Source organism: Nocardia sp. CA-119907, assembly GCF_050955995.1.
Taxonomy (GTDB): domain Bacteria; phylum Actinomycetota; class Actinomycetes; order Mycobacteriales; family Mycobacteriaceae; genus Nocardia.
The window spans coordinates 4,739,393-4,764,937 of the sequence record NZ_CP192091.1 but is presented as its reverse complement, the minus strand read 5'-3'; the positions used below and the strand labels follow the sequence as shown (position 1 = coordinate 4,764,937).

The following is a 25,545-nucleotide window of genomic DNA, read 5'->3' as shown; positions in this document are numbered from 1 at the left end:
CGGTCCAGATCAGGCGAGGTCGAATCGGTCGTTGTCGACCACCTTGACCCATGCGGCGACGAAGTCCTTTACGAACCGCTCCGCGGCGTCGTTTTGCGCATAGACTTCGGCCATCGCGCGCAGCACCGAGTGCGAGCCGAAGACGAGGTCGTTGGCGGTGGCCGTCCACTTGGGCTCCCCGGAGGACCGGTCGAAACCCTCGTAGATGTTCTCCGCCGACTTCGACGCCTGCCACTCCGTGCGCATGTCGAGCAGGTTGACGAAGAAGTCGTTGGTCAGCAGGCCCGGGCGTTCGGTGAGCACACCGTGCTTGCTGCTGCCGTAGTTGGCGCCAAGAGCGCGCAGACCGCCGATCAGTACCGTCATCTCCGGAGCTGTTACATCGAGCATGTACGCGCGGTCGAGCAGCAGACGCTCTAGCGGAGCCTTCTCGCCGGACCGCACATAGTTGCGGAACCCGTCGGCCCGCGGTTCGAGCACCGCGAACGAGTCCACATCGGTGTTGTCCTGCGTGGTGTCGGTCCGTCCGGGTGCGAACGGCACCGTGATGTCGTGACCGGCGTCCCTGGCCGCTTTCTCGACCGCCGCGGATCCGGCGAGGATGATCAGGTCGGCCAGTGACACCTTCTTACCGCCGGCGGCCGAATCGTTGAACTCGCGCTGGATCTGCTCGAGCACGGGCAGTACCTTCGCCAACTCGGCGGGTTCGTTAACCTCCCAATCCTTTTGCGGCTGAAGCCGAATCCGGGCGCCGTTGGCGCCGCCGCGCTTGTCGGTGCTGCGGTAGCTCGCTGCCGACGCCCACGCGGTCTTGACCAGCTGCGCGACCGAGAGGCCGGAGTCGAGGACTTTTCGCTTCAGCGCCGCGACGTCCTGTTCATCGACCAGTTCGTGATCGACCACCGGAACCGGATCCTGCCACAGCTGCGGCTCGGGAACCCACGGCCCGAGATAGCGGCTGAGCGGTCCCATATCACGGTGCAGCAGCTTGTACCACGCCTTGGCGAACGCCTCGGCCAGTTCCTCGGGGTGATCCAGCCAGCGGCGGGTGATCTCCCGATAGGTCGGATCTTCGCGCAGCGACAGGTCTGTGGTCAGCATGGTCGGGGTTCGGGCGGGCCCGCCGAACGGATCCGGAATCGCGCCCGCACCGCCCTTCGCCTTGTACTGCCACGCCCCGGCCGGGCTCTTGGTCAGCTCCCACTCGTAGCCGTACAGGTTCTGCAGAAAGCTGTTGTCCCACTTGGTCGGCGTGGCGGTCCAGACGACCTCGAGACCGCTGGTGATGGCGTCCTTACCCTTGCCGGTACCGTAGGAACTCTTCCAGCCCAGGCCCTGCTGCTCGAGCGGGGCCGCTTCGGGTTCGGGACCGACGAGGTCGGGATCGCCCGCACCGTGGGTCTTGCCGAAAGTATGGCCGCCGACGATCAGTGCGACGGTCTCCTCGTCGTTCATCGCCATACGGCGGAACGTCTCGCGGATGTCCCGCGCGGCGGCCACCGGATCCGGGCGGCCGTTGGGCCCTTCCGGATTCACATAGATCAGACCCATCTGGACAGCGCCGAACGGTTTCGCCAGATCCCGGTCACCGCTGTAGCGCTCATCGCCGAGCCAGGTGTCCTCCGGACCCCAGTACACCTCTTCCGGCTCCCAGATATCGGGGCGGCCGAATCCGAAGCCGAAGGTCTGGAAACCCATCGAATCGAGAGCGACATTGCCAGCGAAAACCAACAGGTCCGCCCAGGAGATCTTGTTGCCGTACTTCTGCTTGACCGGCCACAGCAGCCGACGGGCCTTGTCCAGACTGGCGTTATCCGGCCAGCTGTTGAGCGGCGCGAAGCGCTGCGCGCCCTGACCGCCGCCACCGCGCCCGTCGGCGATTCGGTACGTACCCGCCGCATGCCAGCTCATCCGGATGAACAGGCCACCGTAGTTGCCGTAGTCCGCGGGCCACCAGTCCTGCGAATCTGTCAGGACCGCGGCGACATCGACCTTCAACGCGTCGACATCGAGCTTCTTGAACTCCTCGGCATAGTCGAAATCCTCGCCCAGCGGGTTGGACTTGGACGAATGCGCGTGCAGCACCGACACATCGATCTGTTCAGGCCACCAGTCCATGTTCGTGCGGGGCCGATGGTCGGTCTGCGGAGTCGGGGACGGGATGGCCGGGTTCTCGCTCTCACTCGCACTTCGAGTTCCGGCCTCGGGAGCGGGTGGGCGGCTATCGGATGTCATGACATTCCTTCCTGAATAGGTTGTGGTCAGGACGTGATGAACCGGCGTGTGATGCGACGCAATCGGGACACAGGCCCCAGTAGATGACCTCGGCCTCGTCGATGGCGAAGCCGCTGTCGTCGGACGCGGTCAAGCACGGAGCCTCGCCGACCGCGCAGTCGACATCGGCGATCGATCCGCACGCCCGGCATACGACGTGATGGTGGTTGTCACCGACCCGTGTTTCGTAGCGTGCGACCGAGCCGCACGGCTGAATACATCGCAGCAGGCCCGCGCCGGTGAGCACGCGCAACGAGTCATACACCGCCTGGTGCGACACCGCTGACAGGCGAGATCGGACGGCGCGGATGATCGAATCCGTGTCGGCGTGCGGGTGGTCGTGCACCGCACTCAATACCGCGACACGCGGAGCGGTCACCCGAAGCGAAACTCCCCGCAGCATCTGCTGGAATTCCGTGGCCGTAGGCACGCCCAGAGTCTTGTCCGCTTTCTGGAACGAGTCAAGCATCGCCACGTGGTCGAGGCACCTCGACTATCTTCCCGGTGGCTTGGTTGTGCTCCATATACCGGTGGGCCGCGACGATATCGTCCAGGCCGAATACACGGTCGATATTCGGGCCGCATACCTCGGCCTCGACCTCGTGCCGTCCCCCTCCACCCGGTTACGACACCGCTATCGATCCGCAAATACTACCGGAACCGACCCCGCGGGGCCGCTGACCTGAACCCACTGCACCCGACCGCTACCCCCACACACCGGCATGCCACCGGTGACGATGATTGCTCCCTGATCCGGCTCTCGCATGATCAAGAGGGCAGCGCGCTTGATGAGCATCGTCTCTCGGCGGTTCGACCGATTCCTCGGCCAGTGTCAGGATAATGCTGACGTAGCCTCCTGGCACTCGGATCCCTTGAGCCCTAGTGAGATTCGGATGAGCAATGAACGCGCGAGGGACGTGTTCTCATCCGTGACCGTGCCGCTTGGCTACTTCACGCAGCGCATCGTCGAGATTGGCGAAGGTGTCGAAGCACGCGGACATGCCGTTGGCCGCGATCACATGGTCCACGCACTCGGTGCCGGTGACGAGGTACATCTCGTGGGTGTGCTGAGACCATGCCCGTGCGTCGTCGAGCACCTCCAGCCCTGCCACACCGAGAAAACCGAGTTCCGAAAGGTCGATGACGATGGTCGATGCGGCGGTGTGCAGCGTTGCGAACAGTTGCCGCTCGAACTCCACCTCGGTACCCAAGTCGACCTCACCGAGCACGCTGTACAGCGTGACACCGACACACGACCGGGTTCGGACGAGGCAGACCCTGGTCGTCGGAGTACGCCCGTCGGCGAAGATATGGCACGGTGTGCGAATTCTGGAATCGATGATCCGACGACGCCCGCCTCGGCGCGGTTGCTCCTTGCTACTGAAGCAGATTGGTGGCCACCCCAGGCAGCCCATCGAGTAATCAGCCAGGCAGCGTGCATTCACGATGCCACCGTGCTTCCGAATGATCAGTTGGCTGTGGGAATCGAAGACCCCGCTACACGTCGGTCATTCCGAGGATCCGGGTATCCGCCGAGCATGATCCTCTTGCGGGCGCCGGGTGTATATCGACCTCAGGCAGACACCGCACTGTTGATGCGGGCAATGGGGGCTGCGGCGATACCACCCGGCCGCCGGGTGTTGGACCTGTGCAGCGGAACCGGCGCGGTAGCCATTCACGCGAGCCGGGCCGGAGCGAAAAGTGTAACCGCCGTGGATATTTCGCTCGCGGAGGTCGTTTCGGCATGGCTCAATACCCGGCTGCGCGGTGCCCGCATCGACTGCTGTTCGGCGACTTCGCCCGCGAATTGCGCAACCGCAGCTTCGACGTCGTCCTGGCGAACCCGCCCAATGTCCCGGGGCCGGATCCACCGCCGGCTCACGGTCGCGCTCGCGCCTGGGAGGCCGGGCCCACCGGCCGGGCGGTCCTCGATCCGCTCTGCGATTCACTGCCGCGGCTATTGCGTCGACGCGGGATCGGGCTTCCGTGCTCTGCGATGCCGAACTCACCGTCCACCGCCTGCGCGACCTCGGGCTCAAAGCGGCGGTGGTCGCTCGTGAAGGCGTCGAATTCGGTCCTGTCCTGCGCAAGCGTGCGCCATGGCTGGAAGCGGCCGGTCTGATCGAACCTGGCCGACGATACGAGGAACTGGTGGTGATCCGTGCCGATCGGATCCAGACGTAACCCGCGCCGAATTCGCTGGCGGATTGCCTGTTTCCCGTGCTGGTGCACGGGTAGGGCAAGAGGGAGTCGACCGCCTGGGTGAGAGGAGTCCAGATGAGAGCAGTGACCTGGCAGGCACCACGCAAAGTTGCGGTCGAGGATGTCGCCGATCCGCGGATCGAGGAACCCACCGACGCGATCGTGCGGGTGACATCGTCGGCGATCTGCGGATCGGATCTTCACCTGTACGAGGTGCTCGGCGCGTACCTGAACGTCGGCGACGTACTCGGGCACGAGCCGATCGGCATCGTCGAGGAAACCGGCTCCGCGGTCAGCACACTCGAGCGCGGCGACCGGGTCGTCGTGCCTTTCCAGATCAGTTGCGGCGACTGCTATATGTGCGCCTGTGGGCTACCGACCCAATGTGAAACCACACAGGTTCGCGAATACGGGAGCGGCGCGGCGCTGTTCGGATATTCGAAGCTGTACGGCCAGGTACCGGGCGGGCAGGCGGAATACCTGCGGGTGCCGCATGCCGACGCCACGCACATCAGCGTGCCGCACGGCCCGGACGACACCCGGTTCCTGTACCTATCCGATGTGCTGCCCACCGCGTGGCAGGCGGTGGAATACGCGGCCGTGCCCGCAGGCGGGTCGGTGACAGTACTCGGTCTCGGACCTATCGGCGATATGGCCTGTCGGATCGCGGCGCATCGCGGGTTGCGGGTGATCGGGGTGGACCGAGTGCCGGAGCGGTTGGCCAGGGTAGCCGCACGCGGTATAGAGGTGATCGACTGCGATGTTGATTCCGCACTCGGTGACGTCATCCGCGAGCGCACCGACGGCCGTGGCACCGACGCAGTAATCGATGCGGTCGGCATGGAGGCGCACGGGTCACCGGTCGCGGCGATGGCGCAGCGCGCCGCCAATTTGCTGCCCGATCCCGTCGCGCGGCGCCTCACCGATACGGTGGGAGTGGACCGGCTGGCGGCGCTGTACAGCGCGATCGATATCGTGCGCCGCGGCGGAACGATATCACTCGTCGGTGTCTACGGCGGCATGGTCGATCCGATTCCGATGCGGATCCTGTTCGACAAACAGATCCAACTGCGCATGGGCCAGGCCAATGTAACCCGCTGGGCGCCCGAGATTCTGGCGCTGCTGGGTGACGACGATCCGCTCGGCGTGGAAACCTTTGCCACCCACCGGCTTCCGCTGTCGGAGGCACCCGACGCCTACCGGATTTTCCAGCACAAGACCGACGGCGCGGTGAAGATCGTGCTCGACCCGACCTGAAGCGCGGTACGACGGCGAGTCCTGATAGGCGTCACCGGCAATGTCGAAGAGCACGCGTGGAGCCGAGCTATCAAAGCTGGAGGTGCCATTCCGGCAACACGGCTTGGATGTTTCGGCACACTGTGCACCGTCGCTGCACGCCCCGGTCACCGCGGCGGTGCCCAATCTGCGACGCCTCGAATGGTTCGTCGACCATTCCCGCATGGAGCCAGGCCTGGTCCAGGCGCCCCTGCGGTTGCCGACGGTGGCCTGCCACCGCCCACCAGTCGGACCGAATGCGGCATGTCTCTCGCCGAAACTGCTGTCCCCTACCAGATTTCATGACGACATCGGCGCAGTAACGCGGTCAGCGGTCTCGAGCACAGCACAAATGCAACCAATCGGCGACGCTCGCATCAGCCCGCCGGACGAACGCACCATTCGCTACGACCGGTTCACCGCCGCATTGTGTTAATGCCTACGCTCCCAGAACTAGCCGCTCTGCGACACCAGCCACCGCAGGCATTGCCGCGCCACATCCTGAGCCGACCACGCCAGTTCGAACTCCGATAACGCCAGACGTCCATCCCGCACTGGAGCGCCGCTCATTCACCGCCCGGTGAAGGCCACTCGCTGGGCGACTCACCGGTCGACATGAAGATCGTGCAACAGCCGACTTGCATGGCATCGCCGAAATACCGGTGTCGGCGGCGCGGTCGTCTCGATGCCCGACGGAGTGGTTTGTCCAGCTTGCGAGGTGTTTGCTGCCCTCTTCCAGGGGTAAGGCCGCAGCAGCGCAATTCGCGCTGACCGTACTACTTGCCCAAGGAGACGATCGTGGAAGCAACGTCGATCAACACCACCGATGATGTCGTCACGTTCCTTATCGAACAGCACTCGCGCATCCGCGAACTGTTCGCCCAGGTCGAGCAGGCCCCGACGGCGGAACAGCGGGAGCAGAAGTTCTACGAACTTCGCCGCTTGCTAGCGGTCCACGAAACCGCCGAGGAAGAAATCATCCACCCGCGCTTCCGGCGAGAAGTCCACGACGGCGCCGACATCATCGAGGCGCGTCTCGAGGAAGAGAACAAAGCCAAGCGCCAGCTCGCCGATATCGAAGCGGTCGACATCGATTCTCCCGAGTTCGACGCCAAGCTCGCGGCCCTGCGCGATGGAGTGCTCGCACACGCCGAACACGAGGAGCACGAGGAGTTCAACAGGTTGCGTTCCGAGCTGGAACCCGACGAGCTGGCGCGCCTTCGCAACGCGGTGAAATTCGCCGAAGCCATGGCTCCGACACGTCCGCACCCCGGTGTCGAGTCCGCGAGCGCGAATCTGCTCGTCGGACCATTCGCGGCCATGATGGACCGCGCCAAAGACGCCATCAGCAAACCACGCGGGAAATGATCCTCGGCCCCGCGCTTCCGGGCCTGGCGCGGGGCCGCGTACTGGTTCGCTGTCACCGGAGCGAACATGGCCACCTCCAGCATGGGTTGTGGCCGCGTTCGACCACGTGCTCCTCCCCCGATCCAGCTTCGAGTCCAGCAGTGAAACACCCGTGTCCGTCCCGAACTGTGCCACCGATCGGGCGCGCGATTGGCATGAACCTGGAAGCTCAGTCCCCCTGGGTGCGGATTGGGCGTAAGGGATCGCGCGGCACTCCACCGCTGCCACCACGGCCGCTTCGCCTTACAACGCCGTCGGGGGCCGGACACCGCGCGATATTAACGCCGACCGCTGGACACCCATGACTGCGCGACTGAATCAACCACAGCAAAAACAGGGATCAGCCGCAAGTCATCGCCTCCGATATGCGATGTCAGGGCCCACACCAACAGGCGCCGCCGACATCGCCGACGCAAGGAGAGCTCTACACCGTGGGTGGCGCCACTGATCACCAATCGGCCGGATATGTAGCGCTGTTGGGTGATTGCGGCGCCGATGGGGATTTCCGGTGGATTCCAGCGCGCTGATTGCAGAACATTCGCCATCATGTCGAACTGCCAAAGCCAGCACAGCCCCTCGTTTCGGCGCTGCGCACGGCCCTCGTTGTTGCTCCATAGCTGTCTGGCGGGGAGAGTGCGCGCAGTGATCGCGACGGAGTAACCGCAGCATAGCGTTGAAAACCGATCTTCTATATTTCTAAATAGACTGTTACACAACCTATTTCGTTCCAGATTTGATGCTTCCGCATGTTGGCGGGTTGCGGTTCGGAGCGTTGTGAGTGGGTAGGCGTGAGTGTGGGTCGCGGTTTCGCGTCCACATCGGAACAAGGAGGAAGGTCTGAATGATGCCTGATCCCAACAATCCCGGCCAGTTCGGCTACCGCTCGGACACCGAACAGCAGGCCAGCCGCGGCGGCCAGGCCAGCAGTGGCAGCTTCGGCGAATCCAACGCTGCGGACCCGCATGAGGCCGGTCGCAAGGGCGCCGAGGCTCAGCCCCTGGAGGCCAAGATCAAAGGCGGACAGCACAGCCATGGCGGCCGCTGACAATGCTCGATAGCCAGGGGCTGGGTTCGTCAGAACCTTGCCGCTGCCCATTGGTATTGGCCGGCCCGGCGTACAGGCGTCGCGAACGGCCGCCGTATGAGGGCCATCCAGTCATATCGGCTGCGGAACCAGGCATCGATGGCCTGACGGGGTTTCGCGGTCGATGGCACGGGTAGCGCCGAAATGTCAGTGGAAACAACAGGAAAGGTATTGAAGCGATGGCTGCATCAACCGAGACCGGTGACGTGACCGGCACTCTCGACAAGGACTACAACCTCATCTGGTTCACCGAAGCGTGTTTGAGTAACGCGCTGCGGATGCAGACCTACGCCCGGGACGCCGACCGCGCCGGTGATGCCGAATTGGCGGACTTCTTCCGGCGTGCGCAGGGCGAAAGCCGCAAAGGCGCCGAGCAGGGTAAGGAACTGCTCCGGCAGCGACTCGCTCGATAGTGGAATCGCCCTCGATCGGAGCACGACCCAGCAATGCTTGACCAGCACAACGTGTCTCATCCCGAGGAACGAGAACTCGACGCGACCGTCAAGGGCGACGGATGATTCATCGACGAGTCATACCGCGCCGGGGCCTTGGCGGTGTGTGATCGCCCGTTGTTCATCATCGGCATCGGTCGGCACGGATGACCACCAGTTACTCATGTCGTTGTCCGGCGTGGACGAGGCGGCAGGCCAGCAGCCAGTCGGCGCAACGGCGCCGCATCGGACCGTACGAGATGCTCGCTCTGGCGATGACCGCAGTTTTGAGTCCTCCTGGCATGCCTGAGTCGACGTAGTGTCGGCGCCGCACGGTGCGGAATGCGCTATGAGCAACATTCCTGTGCCCGAAAGCAATTCGGGAGCGAGCCAGCACGGGCATCGATCGCTGAACGGCCGTCGTGCCCGGCGTCCCAGATCGCGCAATCCCCGTGACAGCGCCTCGGCTGCGGGGGCACATAGGGTGAATTGGTCACAGTCACATCGAAGCGACTGCCACGCAATACTTTTCGGAAACGCCGGGGACCAGCATCTGCTCAAAAAGCAAGCCGGGTTACAAACACGGCGACAGGCTGCGTCGCACGCGACAGCATGGCCCATCACGGTCTGCACAGATTTTCGACGGCGCGGCCGCCATTCAGATCGATCGCCCACGTCACCTCACCGCCATCGGCCAGACCCACGACGTCATCGATCAGTCCGGTCAGTTCGGTCTCATCGTTGACCGTTTTCCGCGACAGACGCCGAGTGCCGGCGGAGTCGATCACGACGCAATGATGGGCCGCTTTCCTCGCGTCCGCGCTCAGATGCACTGACGACGACTCCTCGCACCCGCGAGCGGCGCCGCCACGCCGGTCGCAGGTCCGCAATATGCGCCCGGCCTGAACATGCGCCCGGCCTGTCAGGTGCATATTTGCTGTGTCCCGGGGTAGGCCGACAATAGTTAGCAAGCGTTATGCCTTGAAGGTGAGTTCGATGATGCCGATGCTTATGCAGATGATGAACATGATCCGCGACATGTGGAACATGATCTTTCCGACCATGCCGATGTAGCACAATCGAAGAAGTAGAGATACCCGCCCCGGTGTTAGATATCAATGGCAAGCGTCGTGGTGTAGATACCGCTCGCGCCGTAGTTGCCCGTCGCCTCGGAAAGTCAAGGTGCACGGGTATCATCCGGCCGGATGATCAGTCCACCGACAGCGCCGATCGAACGCACGGGTAGGAGTCCTCGTGCCGTTGCGTCGCAGTAGGCCCTACGGTCCTGGTATCCGTCGCACGGCGCGGGGTCGAGGTTTCTCCTATATCACCAGCGAGGGTGAGCGCGTCCTGGATGGCGAACTGCTGGAGCGTATCCGGGGTTTGGTGATTCCGCCCGCTTGGCGCAGGGTGTGGATCTGTCCCTACGCGAACGGTCATATCCAGGCGATCGGCGTGGATTCGGCAGGTCGGCGCCAGTACATCTATCACGAACAGTGGCGACGCGAACGCGATGAAGAGAAGTTCGACCGGGTGCTCGAACTGGCGACACGGCTGCCGGAACTACGCGAACGAATCCGGGACGATCTGGACCGCTCGGGCCTGACTCGGCACCGGGTCGAGGCGGTGGCCGTCGGATTGATCGATCGCGGCGTCTTCCGAATCGGTGGCGAGGAATACGCAGCAGAGAACGGCACGCGCGGAATCGCGACACTGCTTCGCGATCAGGTCCAGGTTGATGGTGACGAGATGCTGTTCGACTACGTCGCCAAGGGTGGGGCACGCCGGTGCGTCCGTATCCGCGACGCACCGCTGGCGCGGGCGGTCCGCGCGCTGCGGCGCAGCCGCGCGGATTCGGGGCGGCTCCTGGTCTACCGTCAAGACGGTCGGTATCGCGACCTGCATGCTGACGATATCAACGCCTGCTTCAAAGAGCTGACCGGAATCGATTGCAGTGCAAAGGATCTGCGCACCTGGCAGGCCACCGTTATCGCCGCCGCCGAGTTCGGGCGTATGGATCCGCCTACCTCGCGGCGTGCGCAGAAGAATGCCGAACGGGCGGTGGTGGCCGAAGTGGCCGCCGCGCTCGGCAATACGCCCGCCGTTGCCCGTGCGTCGTATATAGACCCTCGCGTCGTCGAGTGCTTTGCCGACGGTGTCTCCATCGCACGCGCGCTGGTTCGCGCCAGGAGAGCCGAATCCGATGATGAAGTCCAACTGGTGATCGAGCGTGCGGTGATCCGAATGCTGCGCCGCGCTGGGTGGTAAGGAATCGGCATCATCCAGGTCCGCGGGGCCGGTCAACGCCGCTGCATCGGATTCGACGGAGTCCGGTCCTGCAGCGGAGCCCAGGAGCTGTACGGATCGGTCATGCCACTGCGTTGTTGTTTCCCGTTTCATCCGGCGGGTAGGCGACGCACAGGAGGTGAGGTATTCATGGTTCACCACACGGACAACCGACCGGACACCGAAACACGCTCGACGTCGAAATCGGTCACCGATGCAACTGCACGGTCGACGCGCCCCGTGCGTGCCGAGGCGCGGCCGGGTCGCCTGCAGGATTGGGCCACCGTCGACGATGGGAGCCGATGATGACCGAAGACCGACCCGAGCTCCCCGATACGCCGAACACGATCCGCGACGACGGTGACCGACCGTGCCCCAGGCTCGAACAGGGCGTTTCCGAGCCAAGCGACAGAATTGGTCCCCCGGCCCGCGTGGAGACCGCGATCCACCGGACGGCGCGAGGCGGCCAGCACCGCACGGCTGACAACGGACCCGAGGTCGATGACATCGCCGACCGTGCCGCAACTCAGGCAGGACAGCTGATCGACAATCCCGCGCCATCGGTATCGGATCCACTCGAGGACGTAGGCAAGCAGGTCGCGGATTCGACACGCAGGAACCGCGTGCCCATCGCCACGATCACCGGAGTTTCCGCCGCCGTGCTCACCTGGATCATCCTGCGGCGCAGGCGATCATAACGACGCCGGACACCACCAGCTGACAGGAGCATCTACAGACACTTAGGGGGTTCGACATGAAAGCAATTGTGTGGCACGGCGTGGGCGATATCCGTTTGGACGACCTCGCCGATCCGAAGATCGAAGAACCCACCGACGCCCTCATCCAGATCACGACCGCGGCGATCTGTGGCACCGACCTGCATATGGTGCGCGGCACCATGGCCGGCATGCGGCCAGGCACCGTACTCGGGCACGAGGCGGTCGGCGTGATACTCGAAACAGGTTCCGCCGTAAGAGGTTTCGTGAAAGGTGAGCGGGTGGTGGTGTGCTCCACCATATCCTGCGGATACTGCGCGTATTGCCGCAGCGGCTATACCGCACAATGCGACGTCGCCAACCCCAACGGCCCCCAGGCCGGAACCAGCTTCTTCGGTGGACCCGAATCGACCGGGCCGGTCGACGGGTTGCAGGCCGAGACGGCGCGGATTCCGTACGCGGCCAACACTTTGGTCAAAGTTCCGGACGGGGTGACCGACGACCAGGCGATCATGGTCTCCGACGTGCTGCCCACCGGCTGGTTCGGCGCGCGCCTGGCCCAGGTGAGCAAAGGTGACACGGTACTGGTCCTAGGCGCAGGAGTCGTCGGGCAATGTGCGATGGCCGCCGCGAAGCGCCAGGGCGCCGCGCGAGTTCTCGTGGTCGACGGGATCCCGGACCGACTCGCTAAAGCGCGCGCCCAGAACGCCGAACCCATCGACTTCAACGCCGAGGATCCGGTCGCGACGGTGCGCGAACTCACCGGCGGTATCGGCGCGGATCGTGTCATCGACGCCGTCGGCGTCGACGCTCGAGCACCGAAATCCGGCCCGGCGGCCGACAACCTCCCCGTCGACACCGAGGCTTTCGAGCGCGAACGCCGATCGGCGGCCCCGGAAGGCAACACCGATGACGGCCAATGGCTCGTCGGTGACGCACCGAGCCTGGCAGCACGCTGGGCGACCCAGGCGGTGGCCAAAGCCGGTTCCATCGGAATCATCGGCGTGTACCCGCCCGAATTCGACCGCTACCCCCTCGGCGCGACCGTCAACCGCAACCTGACCGTTCAGGCGGGCAACTGCAACCACCATCGGTACGTGCCGGGACTGCTGAACCGGGTCGCGCGCGGCGATATCGACCCGACACGATTCATCACCCAGCACGCGGAACCACTGTCGATGATCGACGCCTACGAGGCATTCGATCGCCGCGAGGACGGTTGGCTCAAGACGGTCGTCCCCATGTGACGGCCGGATCGATACTTCGCGAGGGAGATGCCGTGTCGATACTTCGCAAGATCGCGCGCTCGCTCCTCGCCGCCGAACGGTGAAACGCTGTTCGAGCATGGTGGTCACTTGCCGAAGACCATGGACGTGCGCAGTTCGGGTTCGCAAGCCACCAGATCGCCGATCACGCCGCGGCGCATACGCGGCCGGCACGCGGGCGGCCGAACCAGTGGCGCACGCACCCGGTCGGTTCCGGAGACGGTTGATCCAGCACCCGCGGTCAGGGATTACTCGGGAAGTACTCCGTCTGCAGAGATGCCCAGATCGCGGTCATAGTCGAGCGATCGTTCCGACGGCTCATCCATTCGCACCGCCTCTTCTTCTGCGGGACGCGTGGCGGGCGGCGCCACAGGCTCTCCGTCGGGTGCCTCCTCGGCCAGGCGTTCATCCAGACCACGAGCGTGGGCCTGTTCCCACTCTGTCATGCCGTACGCGGTGGCCCCGGTCCAGTGATCGGGAGGATCCATTCCCGCTTCGAGTGGGTCCGTGTGCAAGCGGTCCTCGTCCAGATCCTCGGCGCTACTCAATGCCGCACCATCGGATTCGACGCTGTCCGGCGCCCCGGTGTCCTGCGGTGAATCCCATGAACTGTTCGGGTCGGTCATGACAGATCGCTCCTTCCACTGTCGCGTTCGCGAACGCCCGACGTCACCACGTCCGCCTGCCGCGTCGCGATCAGGCCTGTCGTTGTGGCCCTACCCGAGGTACCCGGAACCAATCCGGTATCACCGCACCGCATCGGCCCGCCCGCTCGAAACGACTTCGCCGGCCACCCGCTCGACTTCAGGGCGTTTGCCACTCTCCTCCGGTTTCACCGGCGCACTGCCGGGTGAGCGCGATACCGACGGATGACCAGGGCAACGGCAACCACCATCGCTACGTGGCCGGACTGCTGAACCGGGTCGCGTGACACGATTCATCACCCAGAATGCGGAACCACCGTCGATGATCGACGCCGACGAGGCATTCGAGCGCGGCGAGGACGGATGGCTCGTAAGACCACCCCGATGACCCGGCATTGGTGAAGATGGTGTCGCGTGGCCGTGGGACGCGGGCACTTCCTACGATCGGAGCGCGCGGAGGCCACAGCGGGTCGACATGCTGCTGGCGGAGGGCGAGCGACGTGCGGCACTGCGGCCTTCGGCTCGGTGTTACTTCGCCCCTGCTCGAGCCAGGAACGCCAGGGTTGGGACGTGAAAGATGTTGTGCACTCGATCGCCGGCAGGCTCCGCTCCCGGTTTTCTGCTGGTCATAACATCGCACTTGATTCGCCCGCAGCGAAGCCGATTTCGTACTGCTGAAGCTGCTCGCCGCCGATGCGCTGGTGTCGCCGGGTACAGCGCCGGCGCCTGTCTGCTGACTCCGGATCTGCGCGGTCTGGAGTCCAGCGATGATCCGGCCGAGGTCGAACCGACGTGCGGCATCGAACCACTGTGGGACGGACTGGGATTGGTCGACCATCGCATCGTGCCACATCTGGACTCGGCGACCGATCGGACGGCATGTCCGCAGTACTGGCCGCCCGCTATCGAGCCGAGGGCATCCCGCACTGGGCGCTCACCGACAACGATGTCATCGCGGTCGACGGCGACGATATCGAGATCTTGCGGTAGGCGAAACCAAAAGTAGGGGGTGCGAATAGGGGTTCTGTCCGAATGTGCTGATCGAGAACGCTGGCTGCAACTTCTTCGAAGGGAGACAGCTGTGTGCAGCCGCATCTTCGCCGCCTGGTACAGCGCCGCGATGAACGTCACCGAACCGACCCTGATCCGGCCACTGCGGACGGTATTGCTCGCCTCCGCGCGCGGTGACCTACTGATCGTCGGCCTCGGCCCGGGCCACGATCTGCGGCATATCCCGCCCGGTGTCACCTCGATAACCGCCATCGATCCGAATCCGGCGATGCGCGAGGTCGCCCAGCGGCGCGCCGAAAGACTCGATGTGGCAGTGGACATCATCGACAGTTTCGCCGAGTTACTGCCGTTCCCCGACGACAGTTTCGACACCGTGCTGGTTTCGGTCGTATTGTGCTCGGTCCGCGACGTATCCGCTTCGCTCACCCATATCAAACGGGTACTGCGGCCGGGCGGCGAACTACTGGTGCTGGAACATGTTCGCGCCGCCGATAACACCGTCTACGGCAAATTCCAGGATCTCGTCGCCGGGCCCTGGAGCGCACTGACCGACGGCTGCCGACCCAACCGCCGCACCAGGGACGCATTGATCGATGCCGGTTTCGATACCGACATGCTCGGCACAGGTGTGCTGCCGGTGCCGGGCCCGATTTCGACCTTCCTCATCGGTCGGGCCACCGTAGCCGCCGATCAAGTGCGAATGATCAGGCCGACGGGGACATGACGACGGTGTCGCAGCTAACTGCCCGGTAGCTGCGCTGTCGACCGGCGCATCGACTTCGATACCTCTCACCGTGCTGGCGAACAGATCACCAATCTGCGCACCTAGGCGCGACAGTCTTGCGAACTCAAAGACGCCCTCGGCCTCGACCACTTCGAAGGCCGTTCCTGGCAAGGCTGGCTACCACCACGCCACCCTCACCACCGCCGCGCACCTGTTCCGCACCACCCTGCGGCTGACCGACCCAAAAGCCGGCGGGCAGGACTGACTCTTTACGGCACACTCGGCAAATTCCAACGCGCACTTGCCATCTGGATCGGTACCTGCCCACTCTGCCACCACACCTTCCCCACCTAACAAAGTCCTACTAGTCCCCCGCGAAGAAGTGCCAGATCACGTCGGAGGCGTCGAATTGGTGGCTGACCTTGCCGACGATCGCGACCGGCAGATACTGCGGCCCGTCGGGCCAGGTATGACCGCCGTCGGCGATCGAATACAGCTCAACCCGGCTGCCATTGGCGCAGGATGCGACCGTGGTGGTGACGGTGGTGCCGTCGTCGGCGGTATTCGGTAGCACCGAGGTGGTGACCGGGCCGCATGCGTTCTTGTCTCGCCAAAGCTGTTGGGTGGCATCGACCGAAAGGACTGGGCTGGTACCGGGGCCGCGGCGGCCGGAGGTGACGCGGACGACGCCTCCGTCGTAGGGCACGATCGGGTCGGTTGTGCCGTGGATTTCCAGCACTGACATGGGATGTGTAGGCGTGCAGACGGATGCATCGGCAGTGGGCATCGGTCCGGCAACCGCGGCGATCGCGGCGATCTTGCCGGAGAGGCGGCAACCGAGATCCTCGGTGAACATCGCGCCGTTGGACAGTCCCGTGGCGTAGACCCGGCCGGGGTCTACGGCATTGTCGGCGACGATGCGGTCGATGATCATCGAGACAAATCCGATGTCGTCGATGTTCTTCGCCCCCGCTGCGGTGTCCGCGCCGCGCCCGTCGTTCCAGCTCTTGTCATACCCGACCGGATAGACAGCGACGAATCCGGCAGCGTCGGACAGGGAATCGAACCCGGTCTTGGCAGCCATGTAGTCGGCCGTGCCGCCGCCGCCGTGGAACACCAGTACGGCGGGCCGCTTCGCGCCCGGGTCCGATGCCGGTTCGTGGATCAGGTATTGACGTTGCATGCCAACCGATTCCACTGTCACCGTGTAGTCGATGGCGTGAGCGGCGGCGCGGCCGTTGCATCCACCCACCGCAGCGATGAGCGCTATGGCCGCCGCTGCGGCCAATATCGGCTTGACCATGGGGGTCACGGTAGACCGACTTCCGTTGTCGTGCCGACGACTTCCACGCGATGGAAGTCGTTGCCGGAGCCAGTATCAAGTACCTGTGCCCGCCAGCCGCCGAGTTCGCCTCGGGCCTCGCCGAGATGGCCCCATAGGCGGCAGGACATCGAGCAACGGTTTTCCAGGGACGGCCGCGCCCGTGGCGCATCACGGAGGTTGTCAGGCCCGGTGTTCCACCGGTGACAGGAACAGGCGAAGCTTCCTGCGATTGATCGAACTCTCGAAGTCCGCCTTCTTCTCCGTCACCGGGAACTGAAATGCGCGTTCCTCGGCCTCGGTGGGTGAACGTCCGACGGGTCCTTCGCAACGGCTGGCGAGCTCGACAATGGCGCAGTCCAGCGCGGAGCGCAGATTGTGGACCAGGTCGCCGACCACAACGGCGAGTCTACGGGGTATCGGGGTGTGCTCTTTCAAATGCAAGACCAGGTCGGAACCGGGACTACCGCGCAGGAATTCCTCGTGGGCGACGGAGAATTGCCAGGGGTCACTCTTGCCGTAGCGCTCGAGCTCGGCGACGAACTCATGGAAATGCTCTTTCGCCCGTTCAAGTTTCAGCATCGGGCTCGAGTCCGGATCCACACCGGTATTCTGCCCGTTACCCGAGGGGATCTGCATGTAGTTTGTCCATCGTCAGCGATTCCGGCGTACCCCATTGCGGCACAACACTTTCGGACCGAATTGGGCCAGCGTAATCTGTGCGCAGCCGTAGACGCGCGTGCACCTGGTGTGGGCTGATCGCGTCCAGCCGCTCGGGCGGGTGTCCGGGAAAGGTGTTGTCGCGACGGTTCATCCTGAGTGGTTGCCCGTCATCCTTCGGCCACTGTTCTAATGTAGGCCGGGTACCGTTGTCGGATCGGGGGGCGGCCGAGGTGCTGGTGGGGCAGAATGTGCTGGTGTCAGAGGGGAATTCGAAGTTGACGATCCGGGTCGATGGTGGCCCGGACGAGTTGCTCGCACTGCTGGAGTGGTTCGGTCACGACGAGGCTCTGCGCGGCCGGGTGGGACCGGACCCGGCGCGTGTCGATGCGGGACAGATGAGCGGCGGGATGTATGAAGTGCTCGTGGTGACCCTCGGCGCCAGCGGAATCGGCACGGCACTGGCGAGGTCGTTGACGACGTGGCTGACCTACCGCCGCTCGGACGTGAAACTCACTCTCACATGTCACGACGGCACTCACATCGAAATCGATGCCACCCGAGTCGATTCCCCGCAAGTGCTGCACGAATTGCGGGCACTGCTCGACCCACCGGGTACCGGGCAGTGACCGGCGCCGTCGGCGCGGAACCTTCCCGGGCCGTGCTGATCGGCACGGCCCGCTACACTCACCTGGCCGCGATACCGGCCGCCACCGCGAACGTCACTGACCTCGCCGATGTCCTCACCAGACCCGGTGCCGCGTTCACCACCGGGCAGTGTGTCACCGTGCTCGACCCCGACCGTACCGGCGTCGGGAACGAGGTCGGCCGGGCCGCGCGCGGGGCCAGCGGACTGCTGCTGGTGTACTACACCGGCCATGGCCTGCTCGACCGCCGCGGTAGGCTGCACCTGGCCGTGCCCGGCAGCGACCCGGCCGACGTACGCTGGACGGCGGTGCCGTTCGAGACGTTACGGGAGGAAATCCTCGACAGCCCTGCCCGCGTCCGGGTCCTGATCCTGGACTGCTGCTTCGCCGGGCGCGCGTTCGAAGCCATGGCCGACGTGCCCAGCCTGGTCGCCGGGCAGACCGATATCCACGGGACGTACACGATCACGTCGTCCTCAGCGAACGAGCCGTCCTTTGCACCGGCCGATCATCGCAACACCGCGTTCACCGGCGCCTTCCTCGCTGTCGCCGCCGCGGCACCCGCCAGCACCCTCGACGAGCTCTACCGGGAAACCGACAGGCACCTGCACCTCGCCGGGCACCCCCGTCCCCAGTGCCGCAACATCGACATCGCCGCAGACCTGCGCCTGTTCGGGCAACCACAACCTCCCACCACCCCGGCCGCGACCATGCCGGGGGCCGGGCGCGACGACACCCCCGCACCACCCGCTCCCATCACACCAGCCGTCTCACCCGGGGGCCCCGCTTCCGGGGACCACCCGCATCACTCGCCTGCTCTGGAACCGATCGAGGACCGCGAACCCGGCAGGCCGGCACCGGACGTCCGCCGCCGGATCGGGCGGCGGCGGGTGCTGACCGGCGCAGCGATCGCTATACCTCTCACCGCGGCGACCGCAGCCGGGATCACCGCACTCCGATCACCGACTACTCCCAACCGGCTTGCCGGAACCAGCGCTTCACCCTCTGCACCCGCCCAGCTCGCCTGGACCACCGCTGCGGTCCTCACCGGCCACACCGGCAAGGTGTACTCGGTGGCGTTCAACCCGGCAGGTACCCTGCTCGCCACCGGCAGCTCGGACAAGACGGCGCGACTGTGGGACGTGACATCCCGCCAGCTCGTCGGACAACCCCTCACCGGCCACACCGGCGATGTGGAGTCGGTGGCATTCAACCCAGCCGGCACCCTGCTCGCCACCGGCAGTTACGACCAGACGGTACGACTGTGGGACGTGGCATCCCGCGAACTTGTCGGACAACCCCTCGGCCACACCAACGGAGTGGTGTCGGTGGCGTTCAACCCAGCCGGCACCCTGCTCGCCACCGGCAGTTACGACCAGACGGTGCGGTTGTGGGACGTGGCATCCCGCGAACTTGTCGGACAACCCCTCGGCCACACCAGCTGGGTGCTCTCGGTGGCGTTCAACCGGGACGGTACCCTGCTCGCCACCGGCAGCTCGGACCAGACGGTGCGACTGTGGGACGTGGCATCCCGCGAACTCATCGGACAACCCCTCACCGGCCACACCAACGAGGTGGTGTCGGTGGCGTTCAACCCAACCGGCACCCTGCTCGCCACCGGCAGCTACGACATGACGGTGCGGTTGTGGGACGTGGCATCCCGCGAGCTCGTCGGGCAACCCCTCGGCCACACCGACCTGGTGTGGTCGGTGGCGTTCAACCCGGCAGGTACCCTGCTCGCTACCGGCAGTCTCGACAAGACGCGGTTGTGGGACGTGGCATCCCGCCAGCTTGTCGGGCAACCCCTCACCGGCCACACCGACGGAGTTTTGTCGGTGGCGTTCGACCCCGCCGGTACCCTGCTCGCGACCGGCAGTTTCGACACGACGGTGCGGTTGTGGAAGTAGTGTCATCGGCGTAGTGGCCGGTTCAGCGGCCGATTGCCCACCACCGTGCGGCTCTCGCCGTGACAACAAGAACTGCTTCCGCGTCCACCCCCGGCGCTCCCCCTCCATCGCCTGGACACCCGCACCCAGCCGTATCCACAACAGCCCGAAACCCGACCCGAGCACACCCCAGCCCGCAGTCGAGGTCCTGGGCCAGGGATATCTGGCAACTGCCGCTCATCGGCTACAGATAACCTCCGGCGTGAGCACCGACCGGCCCAGGCTGCACCTGGACTAGGACCAGCCGGCCATCGAGCGGCAGGGCGGCGACGGTCCGATGGTGATAGCTGTGGACCTTCACCGACCCGACACCGCACTGCGAGCAGACGGCCGGGTCGGGTGCCGTCCTGGCTCGCACCACGATCCGCGCGCCTTCGTCGACCACGTCCTCGACCACCAGTGGCGACAAACCCGAAAAAGCAAGCCCAACAGCAGCATTTACCTCCAACCGCCGAGGCATCGTGCCGTCACCCCGCTTCAGCTACCACCAGAAGTGGCCAGAGCCGATAGCAAGATAGACCCCCGCCGGCCCGTCGAGTGGATCGTGCCGCTGGGCGCTGCGGGCGGTTAGTCGGGGAGATAGTTGGGGTCGCGTTGGCAGGTGAGGTCGGCACCGGGGAGCGTGCCGTCACGGAAGTAGGTGTTGACGATGTCGTTCACGCAGTGGCTTATGTTGGAGCCGATTAGGCCGTGAACGCGGGTGTCTGCCAGTGTGACCATTCGTGATGCTGTCAGGTCCTGGTGCAGTGCAAGGCCTTGCTGGTAGGCGGTGCGGGTGTCGCGGGTTGCGTGCAGGATCAGGGCTGGTGTCGGGTTGTGCACGGCGGTGGGTGGCTCGACCGGGTCCGGCCAAAACGCGCACGCGGTGATGTTGTTGGCGAACGCGCCGAACACCGGTTGAGTCGCCCGAACGCTTTCGATATTGCGGCGATACCAGGCCAGATCTCGGGGTGCGGCCTTGTCGCCACACAGGACCGCGGCCATGCCCGAGACATCCAGCGGGACGGGACCGTTGATCTTCGCTTTCAGCTGCTCCATGTCGATGGCCAGCCCGGACACTGCGTCGGCCAGGGTCCGCACGAGCTCGGCGAGGTTGGTGTTCTTCTTCGGATTCGATAACAGTGACAGCAGCATCATCGGAACGGTGTGTTCATCGATGAGATAGCCGTTGCCGATGACCGGATGCCTGGCGGCACGTCGGATCATGTCCTCGACAAAGGCTCGGACCTGCGGTCCGGTGCTACCGAAGTGGTAGTCGGCGTCGTGGCGGGCCGCCCAGATCGCCCAGTCGTCGAGCCCGGCCTCGTTGACGGCGCCCATGTCCTGGTACGTGCCGATCCAGTAGCGGTCCGGGTCGATGGCGCTGTCCAGCACGATCCGGTCACTGTGCTCAGGGAACATCTGCGTGTACACCGCGCCCAGGTAGGTGCCGTAAGAGTCGCCGTAGTAGTTGAGTTCGCGTTCACCGAATGCGCCGCGGATGACGTCCATGTCCCGGGCGGTATTGCGGGTGGTGATGGACCGGGCCTTCTCGGGATCGGGTGCCACGCAGGAAGCCGCGAGCGCGGCGGCCAGGGTGGCGTCGCGCGCGTAGCCGAAGGCGTCGAAGCCAGCCGAGAACAACATGGTGGGCAGCGGCAGCGCGCAGCTCATTCGGTCCGATCGGCCGATACCACGCGGGTCCATGCCGATCAGGTCGTACCGAGCACGGACATCCGGTGTGAGCCGATCCCGGAGGTCCGCGATCATGCTCAGGCCCGGACCGCCGGGACCGCCGGGGTTGGACAGCATGATCCCGCGTCTGCGGTCCGGGTCGGTGGCCGGGATACGCGAGATCGCTACGGTCAGCGTGCGTGAGTCCGGTTGGTTGTAGTCGAGCGGTACGACAACGCCCGCGCACTGAGCACCCGCACCGTCGAGCACCGCGTCGTTACACGGCTTCCAGTCCAGCTGCTGGTGATAGAACGACTCCAGCCCGCTCGGGATGTCATCGACCGGATCGGCGGTTGCCGATCCCACGGGCACTGTGGCGAATGCAGCTGCCGATATGACCCCTATTACGAGCCATCGAATCCAAGTTGTTATCGGCATCGCATCTCCTGCCCGAGACCTCCGTGTACGCATCCCTAATTCCGCTGCACAGCCGTTTCCGGGTCTCGAACGAGCACCATACTGCCGTTTGCTGAAACCTTCTCGGCGAGGTAGGGATTTCCAGGGAGCCTCACCCATGCTGGCCCCGGTCACATCGTGGTTTAGCCTCCGACATCCGATTTTGTGGGGTGCACCACCGTGCACGGATCACAGGCTGACGCGGCAGCAGCGTATGCCGAACAATTGCCCGCCATCTCGAGGCTGGGCACTCGCGCGGGTTTCAGCTCGGTCCAGCGAGCATTTTCTCCTTATTGGGCGGCCGCAACATTTGTTGAAAACTTTATAACTGTATATATAAAATCGTTATGCTACCGTGATCCAAACCCTAAGTGTTGTGACCGGCTGGTGCGGGCCCAGAGTGCCTGCGCGTCGGAAGTTGGACGCGGGAGGCGTGATGGAATCCCGGCATATGTTGTCGACGTATCGTAAAAATGCTTGCCGCACAGCGTGTTCGGCTACAGATGTGCCTGGTCTGCCGGTCTGCGGCGCGCCCAGGCAACCAGCGAGGTGGTGGCGGATCGGCCGGCAATGGGTTGTGACTATCACGCTCGCCATGATCATGCTGCTGGCGGCATTGTCGATGCCGGTCGCGCAAGCCGCAGTGGTGTCCCCTGGCGACGATCCCTTCTATGCCGCGCCCACCGATCTCGCGTCACATCCCAACGGCGCGGTGCTCGGGGTGCGGACGATCCCCCTTCTCGGTCTGCCGATACCGGTTGCGGCGTGGCAATTGCGGTATCGCACAACCGATTCCGAAGAGCATCCGCAGCTGGATGTGACCACGGTGCTGGTGCCGCCGGTGCCATGGAACGGGCCGCGGCCGGTGTTGTCGTACCAGGTACCCGAGAACAGTCTCGACACCCGGTGCGCGCCGTCGTCCACACTGCGCGGCGGAAGCGACAGCGACATGGCGAGCACGATGCAGGATGCGCCATTCATCGCGGACGCACTGCGGCGGGGATGGGCCGTCGTGGTCAGCGATTACGAAGGGCCGCAGTCCCGACTCTTCGACGGCGTGACATCCGGGCGCGGAGTCCTGGACGGAATCCGGGCCGCACGGTCCTTCACGCCGGCCGGCATCGATGCCTCGAGCCCGATCGGCGCCTGGGGATACTCGAGCGGAGCCTTCGCCACGCTGTGGGCCACGCAATTGCGTCCGGAGTACGCACCAGACGTGCGATTCGTCGGCACCAGCGCCGGCGGAATCCCCACCGATATCCCGGCCGTGGCACAACGCGCCGACAGCGCCGCGGGGGCGATACTGATCCTGCTCGGGCTGGCCCGCAATGAACCCGACTCCCGGTTGGTCGACTTGCTGAACGACCGGGGCCGCCGCGCGCTGCTCGCCGCGGACACCTCCGGCTGCGGTGCGGATCTGGCTCAGGAATACTCCGACATCCACGTCGACGACTTCGCCGCGGTCCCGAATCTGCTGGCGCAGCCCGCTTTCCGCAACGCCGCCAGGCCCAATGAACTCGGCCGAACCACCCCCGACACCCCGCTGTACCTGTACCACAGCGTCGCCGACGAGAAGATCCCCGTCGCCGGCTACACCGCCCTCGTCGATGCCTATTGCGCTCAGGGCGCCACCCTCACCGCGATCCACTCGCTGTTCCCGACACACATCGGAGCCGCGGCGGGCGAAGCCTTCGGCGGCATGAACTTCCTCGCCGACCGCTTCGCCGGCACCCCACAAGCCCCAGGGTGTGTGGTGCGGTAAGCACCAGCTCACCAGGCCGAGTGCAATGCACACCGCCGCCGGCGGCGGCCATCGGACCAGGCGCGGACACCGGCGACCGCCGCATGGCGGGCCTCGCCCTGTTCAACATCTTCTGCCAGGCCGTATCCCGCGGGGCAGCTGGTCGGACTCACCTTGACTACAGGGGGCAAACGCGTCAGGAACGCGTCGCAGAGATCGGAAAGATTCCAGCGAGACCCCACTCGGGCAGCCGATCGCGGCGGCCGGGATAAAAGGCGCCGAACAGTCCGACGATCGCCGCGGACGCGACCCGCGCCCACGAGACCACCGAGCACGCAACACATCGCACCCTGGTTCGAAACTGCCACAGCCCGTCCCCACGGACCTGCATCAGAAGTAGCGAAAGACAATGCACACTGCCCCGACCAACGGCGACCCTCTCGCCGGCCGCGCCGACGAGTTCCCCCCGGCAGAACACCTGATGAGCACCTGCGGCGTCGAATGCCGACAGCGCCCGCAGGGAACCGCGTGGCCTGGAGGGGACCGCTAGGAATCTGCTGAATTGTGCCGTCGGAACCCTCGGCCGGTTCGACGGCTTGGCCGGCGATCAATGCCAGCAAGGCTAGCGCTTGACCCGCCCGATCGGCCACTGCGTCGTCGAATGCATTGTCCACCAACGCATTCACAATCGTGTGAGCATCGCCGACCAACGCCGACACCAGCGTATCTCGGGCCGCGGCATCGTCCCAGGCGATCGCCGGCTTGCCTGGATCGGCGTAATCATGCGCCCGGCACTGCGCAGCGATGATTGCCGCAGCGGCGGGTACCTCGCGGCGGACCCTGCGGACCGCCGCAATCAACTCCCGTCACCGTGTCCTGGGTCGCGACCGCATCGTCGAGTACCACCGAATCCAACGCACGACGCGTTTTCCCTTGCAGCACAACAGTTTCAGTGACTACTGTGCGGACAGCATCGAAGATCCGATTCGGCCGATCCGAGGCCGCCGGGCGGCGCCGCCAATAGGTCGGTGTGCTCGGATGAAATCCTTCGTCGTCCAGCGCGAGCCCGCAGGCGACCTTCCACCGCAGATCACAGCGCAGTGCCTCGACCGCTTCCCGATCCGACAGATCACCCAACGCTTGCAGCACCAGCACCGACGCCGCCACCTCGGCGGGCAAGCTGGCACGCCCAGTCCGGGCCGGGCCCGGAACAGATCAGCGAACATCTCCGGCGCAAACAACTCGCACCGATACTCGGCCAGCAACGCGAACACACTGCCCGCCGGAATGACGGGGCCAAGTGCCGCATGAATCTTTGCGGTACACGACACTAGGGCTCTCGAGTCGCGGCCTCCGGAAACCCTTCGAACATCTTCGGTGTCAGGAATTCGACGCGGTTCGATTCGACGTAGTTGTCACGTTGTTCCAGGAAGTATCGGGTATGCGGCTGACGCTGGTGGTCCTCGAACGCCTTGCGGTCGCGGTAGACCTCGTAGATCACCCGCGACCGGGGTTCGCCGTCGACGGTGTGTATCGCGTACAGCAGTGTCCCCGGCTCGTTTTCGGCGATGCGATCGACGGCATCCGCGGCGAGGCGATCGAAAACGTCTGCGGCATCGGTATCGTGGAGCACCAACTTCACCACGAGGGCGTACATATCAGTACGGTAGCGCATCAATGTCTTTGGCCCGGTGTGAATGCTGGGCGTTAGCGACCGGTACGGCGGTGCGGCCGTCGAGCCGTGCGGGAGTGGCCCCGGCAGGGCGCGACCATCTCCGCCGACGAGAGATATCTAGCCGAAG

The 25,545-nt window shown here is 65.0% G+C and carries 21 protein-coding genes and 5 pseudogenes; 14 read left to right on the top strand and 12 right to left on the bottom strand.

Annotated elements, in window-relative coordinates:
• Nucleotides 1–9: 9 nt before the first annotated feature.
• The 4 genes and pseudogenes from katG to ACQP2D_RS20990 form a co-directional block, all read right to left on the bottom strand.
• The gene (katG, locus tag ACQP2D_RS21005; protein ID WP_433685413.1) at nt 10–2,235 is read right to left on the bottom strand and encodes a catalase/peroxidase HPI; all 2,226 of its coding nucleotides are present in this window, start codon (nt 2,233–2,235) and stop codon (nt 10–12) included.
• On the bottom strand, nt 2,222–2,704 hold the full coding sequence (locus ACQP2D_RS21000; RefSeq protein ID WP_433685412.1) for a Fur family transcriptional regulator: 483 nt from the start codon (nt 2,702–2,704) through the stop codon (nt 2,222–2,224). The genes katG and ACQP2D_RS21000 overlap by 14 nt, the downstream gene beginning before the upstream one ends.
• A 31-nt stretch (nt 2,705–2,735) precedes the next feature.
• Nucleotides 2,736–2,861: pseudogene (locus ACQP2D_RS20995) on the bottom strand (zinc-binding dehydrogenase); the annotation flags it as partial.
• A 336-nt stretch (nt 2,862–3,197) separates the two neighbouring features.
• Nucleotides 3,198–3,689, bottom strand: coding sequence for an STAS domain-containing protein (locus tag ACQP2D_RS20990; protein ID WP_433685717.1), 492 nt, complete (start codon nt 3,687–3,689; stop codon nt 3,198–3,200).
• A gap of 571 nt (nt 3,690–4,260) precedes the next feature.
• Between ACQP2D_RS20990 and ACQP2D_RS20985 the strand changes: the two genes are divergently transcribed.
• From ACQP2D_RS20985 to ACQP2D_RS20965, 5 genes are all read left to right on the top strand, one after another.
• Nucleotides 4,261–4,458 carry a hypothetical protein gene (locus tag ACQP2D_RS20985; protein ID WP_433685411.1) on the top strand — a complete coding sequence of 66 codons (198 nt, stop codon included), beginning with the start codon at nt 4,261–4,263 and terminating at the stop codon, nt 4,456–4,458.
• Between the two features lie 93 nt (nt 4,459–4,551).
• Nucleotides 4,552–5,733 (top strand): alcohol dehydrogenase catalytic domain-containing protein, encoded by a 1,182-nt coding sequence (locus ACQP2D_RS20980; RefSeq protein ID WP_433685410.1) that lies wholly within the window; start codon nt 4,552–4,554, stop codon nt 5,731–5,733.
• Between the two features lie 816 nt (nt 5,734–6,549).
• Nucleotides 6,550–7,119 carry a hemerythrin domain-containing protein gene (locus ACQP2D_RS20975; protein WP_433685409.1) on the top strand — a complete coding sequence of 190 codons (570 nt, stop codon included), beginning with the start codon at nt 6,550–6,552 and terminating at the stop codon, nt 7,117–7,119.
• 883 nt (nt 7,120–8,002) lie between these two features.
• Complete coding sequence (locus ACQP2D_RS20970) at nt 8,003–8,203, top strand: hypothetical protein (RefSeq protein WP_433685716.1); 201 nt, start codon at nt 8,003–8,005, stop codon at nt 8,201–8,203.
• A gap of 218 nt (nt 8,204–8,421) precedes the next feature.
• Nucleotides 8,422–8,655 carry a hypothetical protein gene (locus ACQP2D_RS20965; RefSeq protein ID WP_433685408.1) on the top strand — a complete coding sequence of 78 codons (234 nt, stop codon included), beginning with the start codon at nt 8,422–8,424 and terminating at the stop codon, nt 8,653–8,655.
• Nucleotides 8,656–9,293: 638 nt separating this feature from the next.
• Here ACQP2D_RS20965 and ACQP2D_RS20960 read toward each other — a convergent pair.
• Nucleotides 9,294–9,605: an IS110 family transposase gene (locus ACQP2D_RS20960; RefSeq protein ID WP_433685407.1), complete on the bottom strand. Its 312-nt coding sequence runs from the start codon at nt 9,603–9,605 to the stop codon at nt 9,294–9,296.
• A 322-nt stretch (nt 9,606–9,927) separates the two neighbouring features.
• Here ACQP2D_RS20960 and ACQP2D_RS20955 point away from each other — a divergent pair, with 322 nt between their 5' ends.
• From ACQP2D_RS20955 to ACQP2D_RS20945, 3 genes are all read left to right on the top strand, one after another.
• Entirely contained in the window at nt 9,928–10,941 is a 1,014-nt protein-coding gene (locus tag ACQP2D_RS20955; protein WP_433685406.1) for a DNA topoisomerase IB, read from the top strand.
• A 323-nt stretch (nt 10,942–11,264) separates the two neighbouring features.
• Nucleotides 11,265–11,657 carry a hypothetical protein gene (locus tag ACQP2D_RS20950; protein ID WP_433685405.1) on the top strand — a complete coding sequence of 131 codons (393 nt, stop codon included), beginning with the start codon at nt 11,265–11,267 and terminating at the stop codon, nt 11,655–11,657.
• Between the two features lie 56 nt (nt 11,658–11,713).
• On the top strand, nt 11,714–12,922 hold the full coding sequence (locus ACQP2D_RS20945; RefSeq protein ID WP_433685404.1) for an alcohol dehydrogenase catalytic domain-containing protein: 1,209 nt from the start codon (nt 11,714–11,716) through the stop codon (nt 12,920–12,922).
• A gap of 266 nt (nt 12,923–13,188) precedes the next feature.
• Here ACQP2D_RS20945 and ACQP2D_RS20940 read toward each other — a convergent pair whose 3' ends face one another.
• The gene (locus ACQP2D_RS20940) at nt 13,189–13,566 is read right to left on the bottom strand and encodes a hypothetical protein (protein ID WP_433685403.1); all 378 of its coding nucleotides are present in this window, start codon (nt 13,564–13,566) and stop codon (nt 13,189–13,191) included.
• 595 nt (nt 13,567–14,161) lie between these two features.
• Here ACQP2D_RS20940 and ACQP2D_RS20935 point away from each other — a divergent pair.
• The 3 genes and pseudogenes from ACQP2D_RS20935 to ACQP2D_RS20925 all read left to right on the top strand — a co-directional run.
• Nucleotides 14,162–14,398 (top strand): annotated as a pseudogene (locus tag ACQP2D_RS20935) (hypothetical protein); the annotation flags it as partial.
• A gap of 267 nt (nt 14,399–14,665) precedes the next feature.
• A complete protein-coding gene (locus ACQP2D_RS20930; protein ID WP_433685402.1) occupies nt 14,666–15,319 on the top strand; it encodes a class I SAM-dependent methyltransferase in 654 nt (217 codons plus the stop codon).
• Nucleotides 15,320–15,439: 120 nt separating this feature from the next.
• A pseudogene (locus tag ACQP2D_RS20925) lies at nt 15,440–15,584 on the top strand (IS701 family transposase); the annotation flags it as partial.
• 99 nt (nt 15,585–15,683) lie between these two features.
• Here ACQP2D_RS20925 and ACQP2D_RS20920 read toward each other — a convergent pair.
• Entirely contained in the window at nt 15,684–16,622 is a 939-nt protein-coding gene (locus ACQP2D_RS20920) for an extracellular catalytic domain type 1 short-chain-length polyhydroxyalkanoate depolymerase (RefSeq protein WP_433685401.1), read from the bottom strand.
• 201 nt (nt 16,623–16,823) lie between these two features.
• Nucleotides 16,824–17,279 carry a hypothetical protein gene (locus tag ACQP2D_RS20915; protein ID WP_433685400.1) on the bottom strand — a complete coding sequence of 152 codons (456 nt, stop codon included), beginning with the start codon at nt 17,277–17,279 and terminating at the stop codon, nt 16,824–16,826.
• A 278-nt stretch (nt 17,280–17,557) separates the two neighbouring features.
• Here ACQP2D_RS20915 and ACQP2D_RS20910 point away from each other — a divergent pair, with 278 nt between their 5' ends.
• Nucleotides 17,558–17,929: an effector-associated constant component EACC1 gene (locus ACQP2D_RS20910; RefSeq protein WP_433685399.1), complete on the top strand. Its 372-nt coding sequence runs from the start codon at nt 17,558–17,560 to the stop codon at nt 17,927–17,929.
• The gene (locus ACQP2D_RS20905) at nt 17,926–19,854 is read left to right on the top strand and encodes a caspase, EACC1-associated type (RefSeq protein ID WP_433685398.1); all 1,929 of its coding nucleotides are present in this window, start codon (nt 17,926–17,928) and stop codon (nt 19,852–19,854) included. The genes ACQP2D_RS20910 and ACQP2D_RS20905 overlap by 4 nt, the downstream gene beginning before the upstream one ends.
• A 262-nt stretch (nt 19,855–20,116) precedes the next feature.
• Here the strand turns inward: ACQP2D_RS20905 and ACQP2D_RS20900 are convergent.
• Both ACQP2D_RS20900 and ACQP2D_RS20895 read right to left on the bottom strand, forming a co-directional pair.
• Nucleotides 20,117–20,353, bottom strand: a pseudogene (locus ACQP2D_RS20900) (ISL3 family transposase); the annotation flags it as partial.
• A 107-nt stretch (nt 20,354–20,460) separates the two neighbouring features.
• Nucleotides 20,461–21,912 (bottom strand): alpha/beta fold hydrolase, encoded by a 1,452-nt coding sequence (locus ACQP2D_RS20895; protein ID WP_433685397.1) that lies wholly within the window; start codon nt 21,910–21,912, stop codon nt 20,461–20,463.
• Nucleotides 21,913–22,579: 667 nt separating this feature from the next.
• Here ACQP2D_RS20895 and ACQP2D_RS20890 point away from each other — a divergent pair.
• Nucleotides 22,580–23,764: a lipase family protein gene (locus ACQP2D_RS20890; RefSeq protein ID WP_433685396.1), complete on the top strand. Its 1,185-nt coding sequence runs from the start codon at nt 22,580–22,582 to the stop codon at nt 23,762–23,764.
• Between the two features lie 542 nt (nt 23,765–24,306).
• Here the strand turns inward: ACQP2D_RS20890 and ACQP2D_RS20885 are convergent.
• A pseudogene (locus ACQP2D_RS20885) lies at nt 24,307–25,074 on the bottom strand (transposase); the annotation flags it as partial.
• On the bottom strand, nt 25,074–25,400 hold the full coding sequence (locus ACQP2D_RS20880) for a putative quinol monooxygenase (RefSeq protein ID WP_433685395.1): 327 nt from the start codon (nt 25,398–25,400) through the stop codon (nt 25,074–25,076). The pseudogene ACQP2D_RS20885 and the gene ACQP2D_RS20880, both read right to left, overlap by 1 nt.
• Nucleotides 25,401–25,545: the final 145 nt, after the last annotated feature.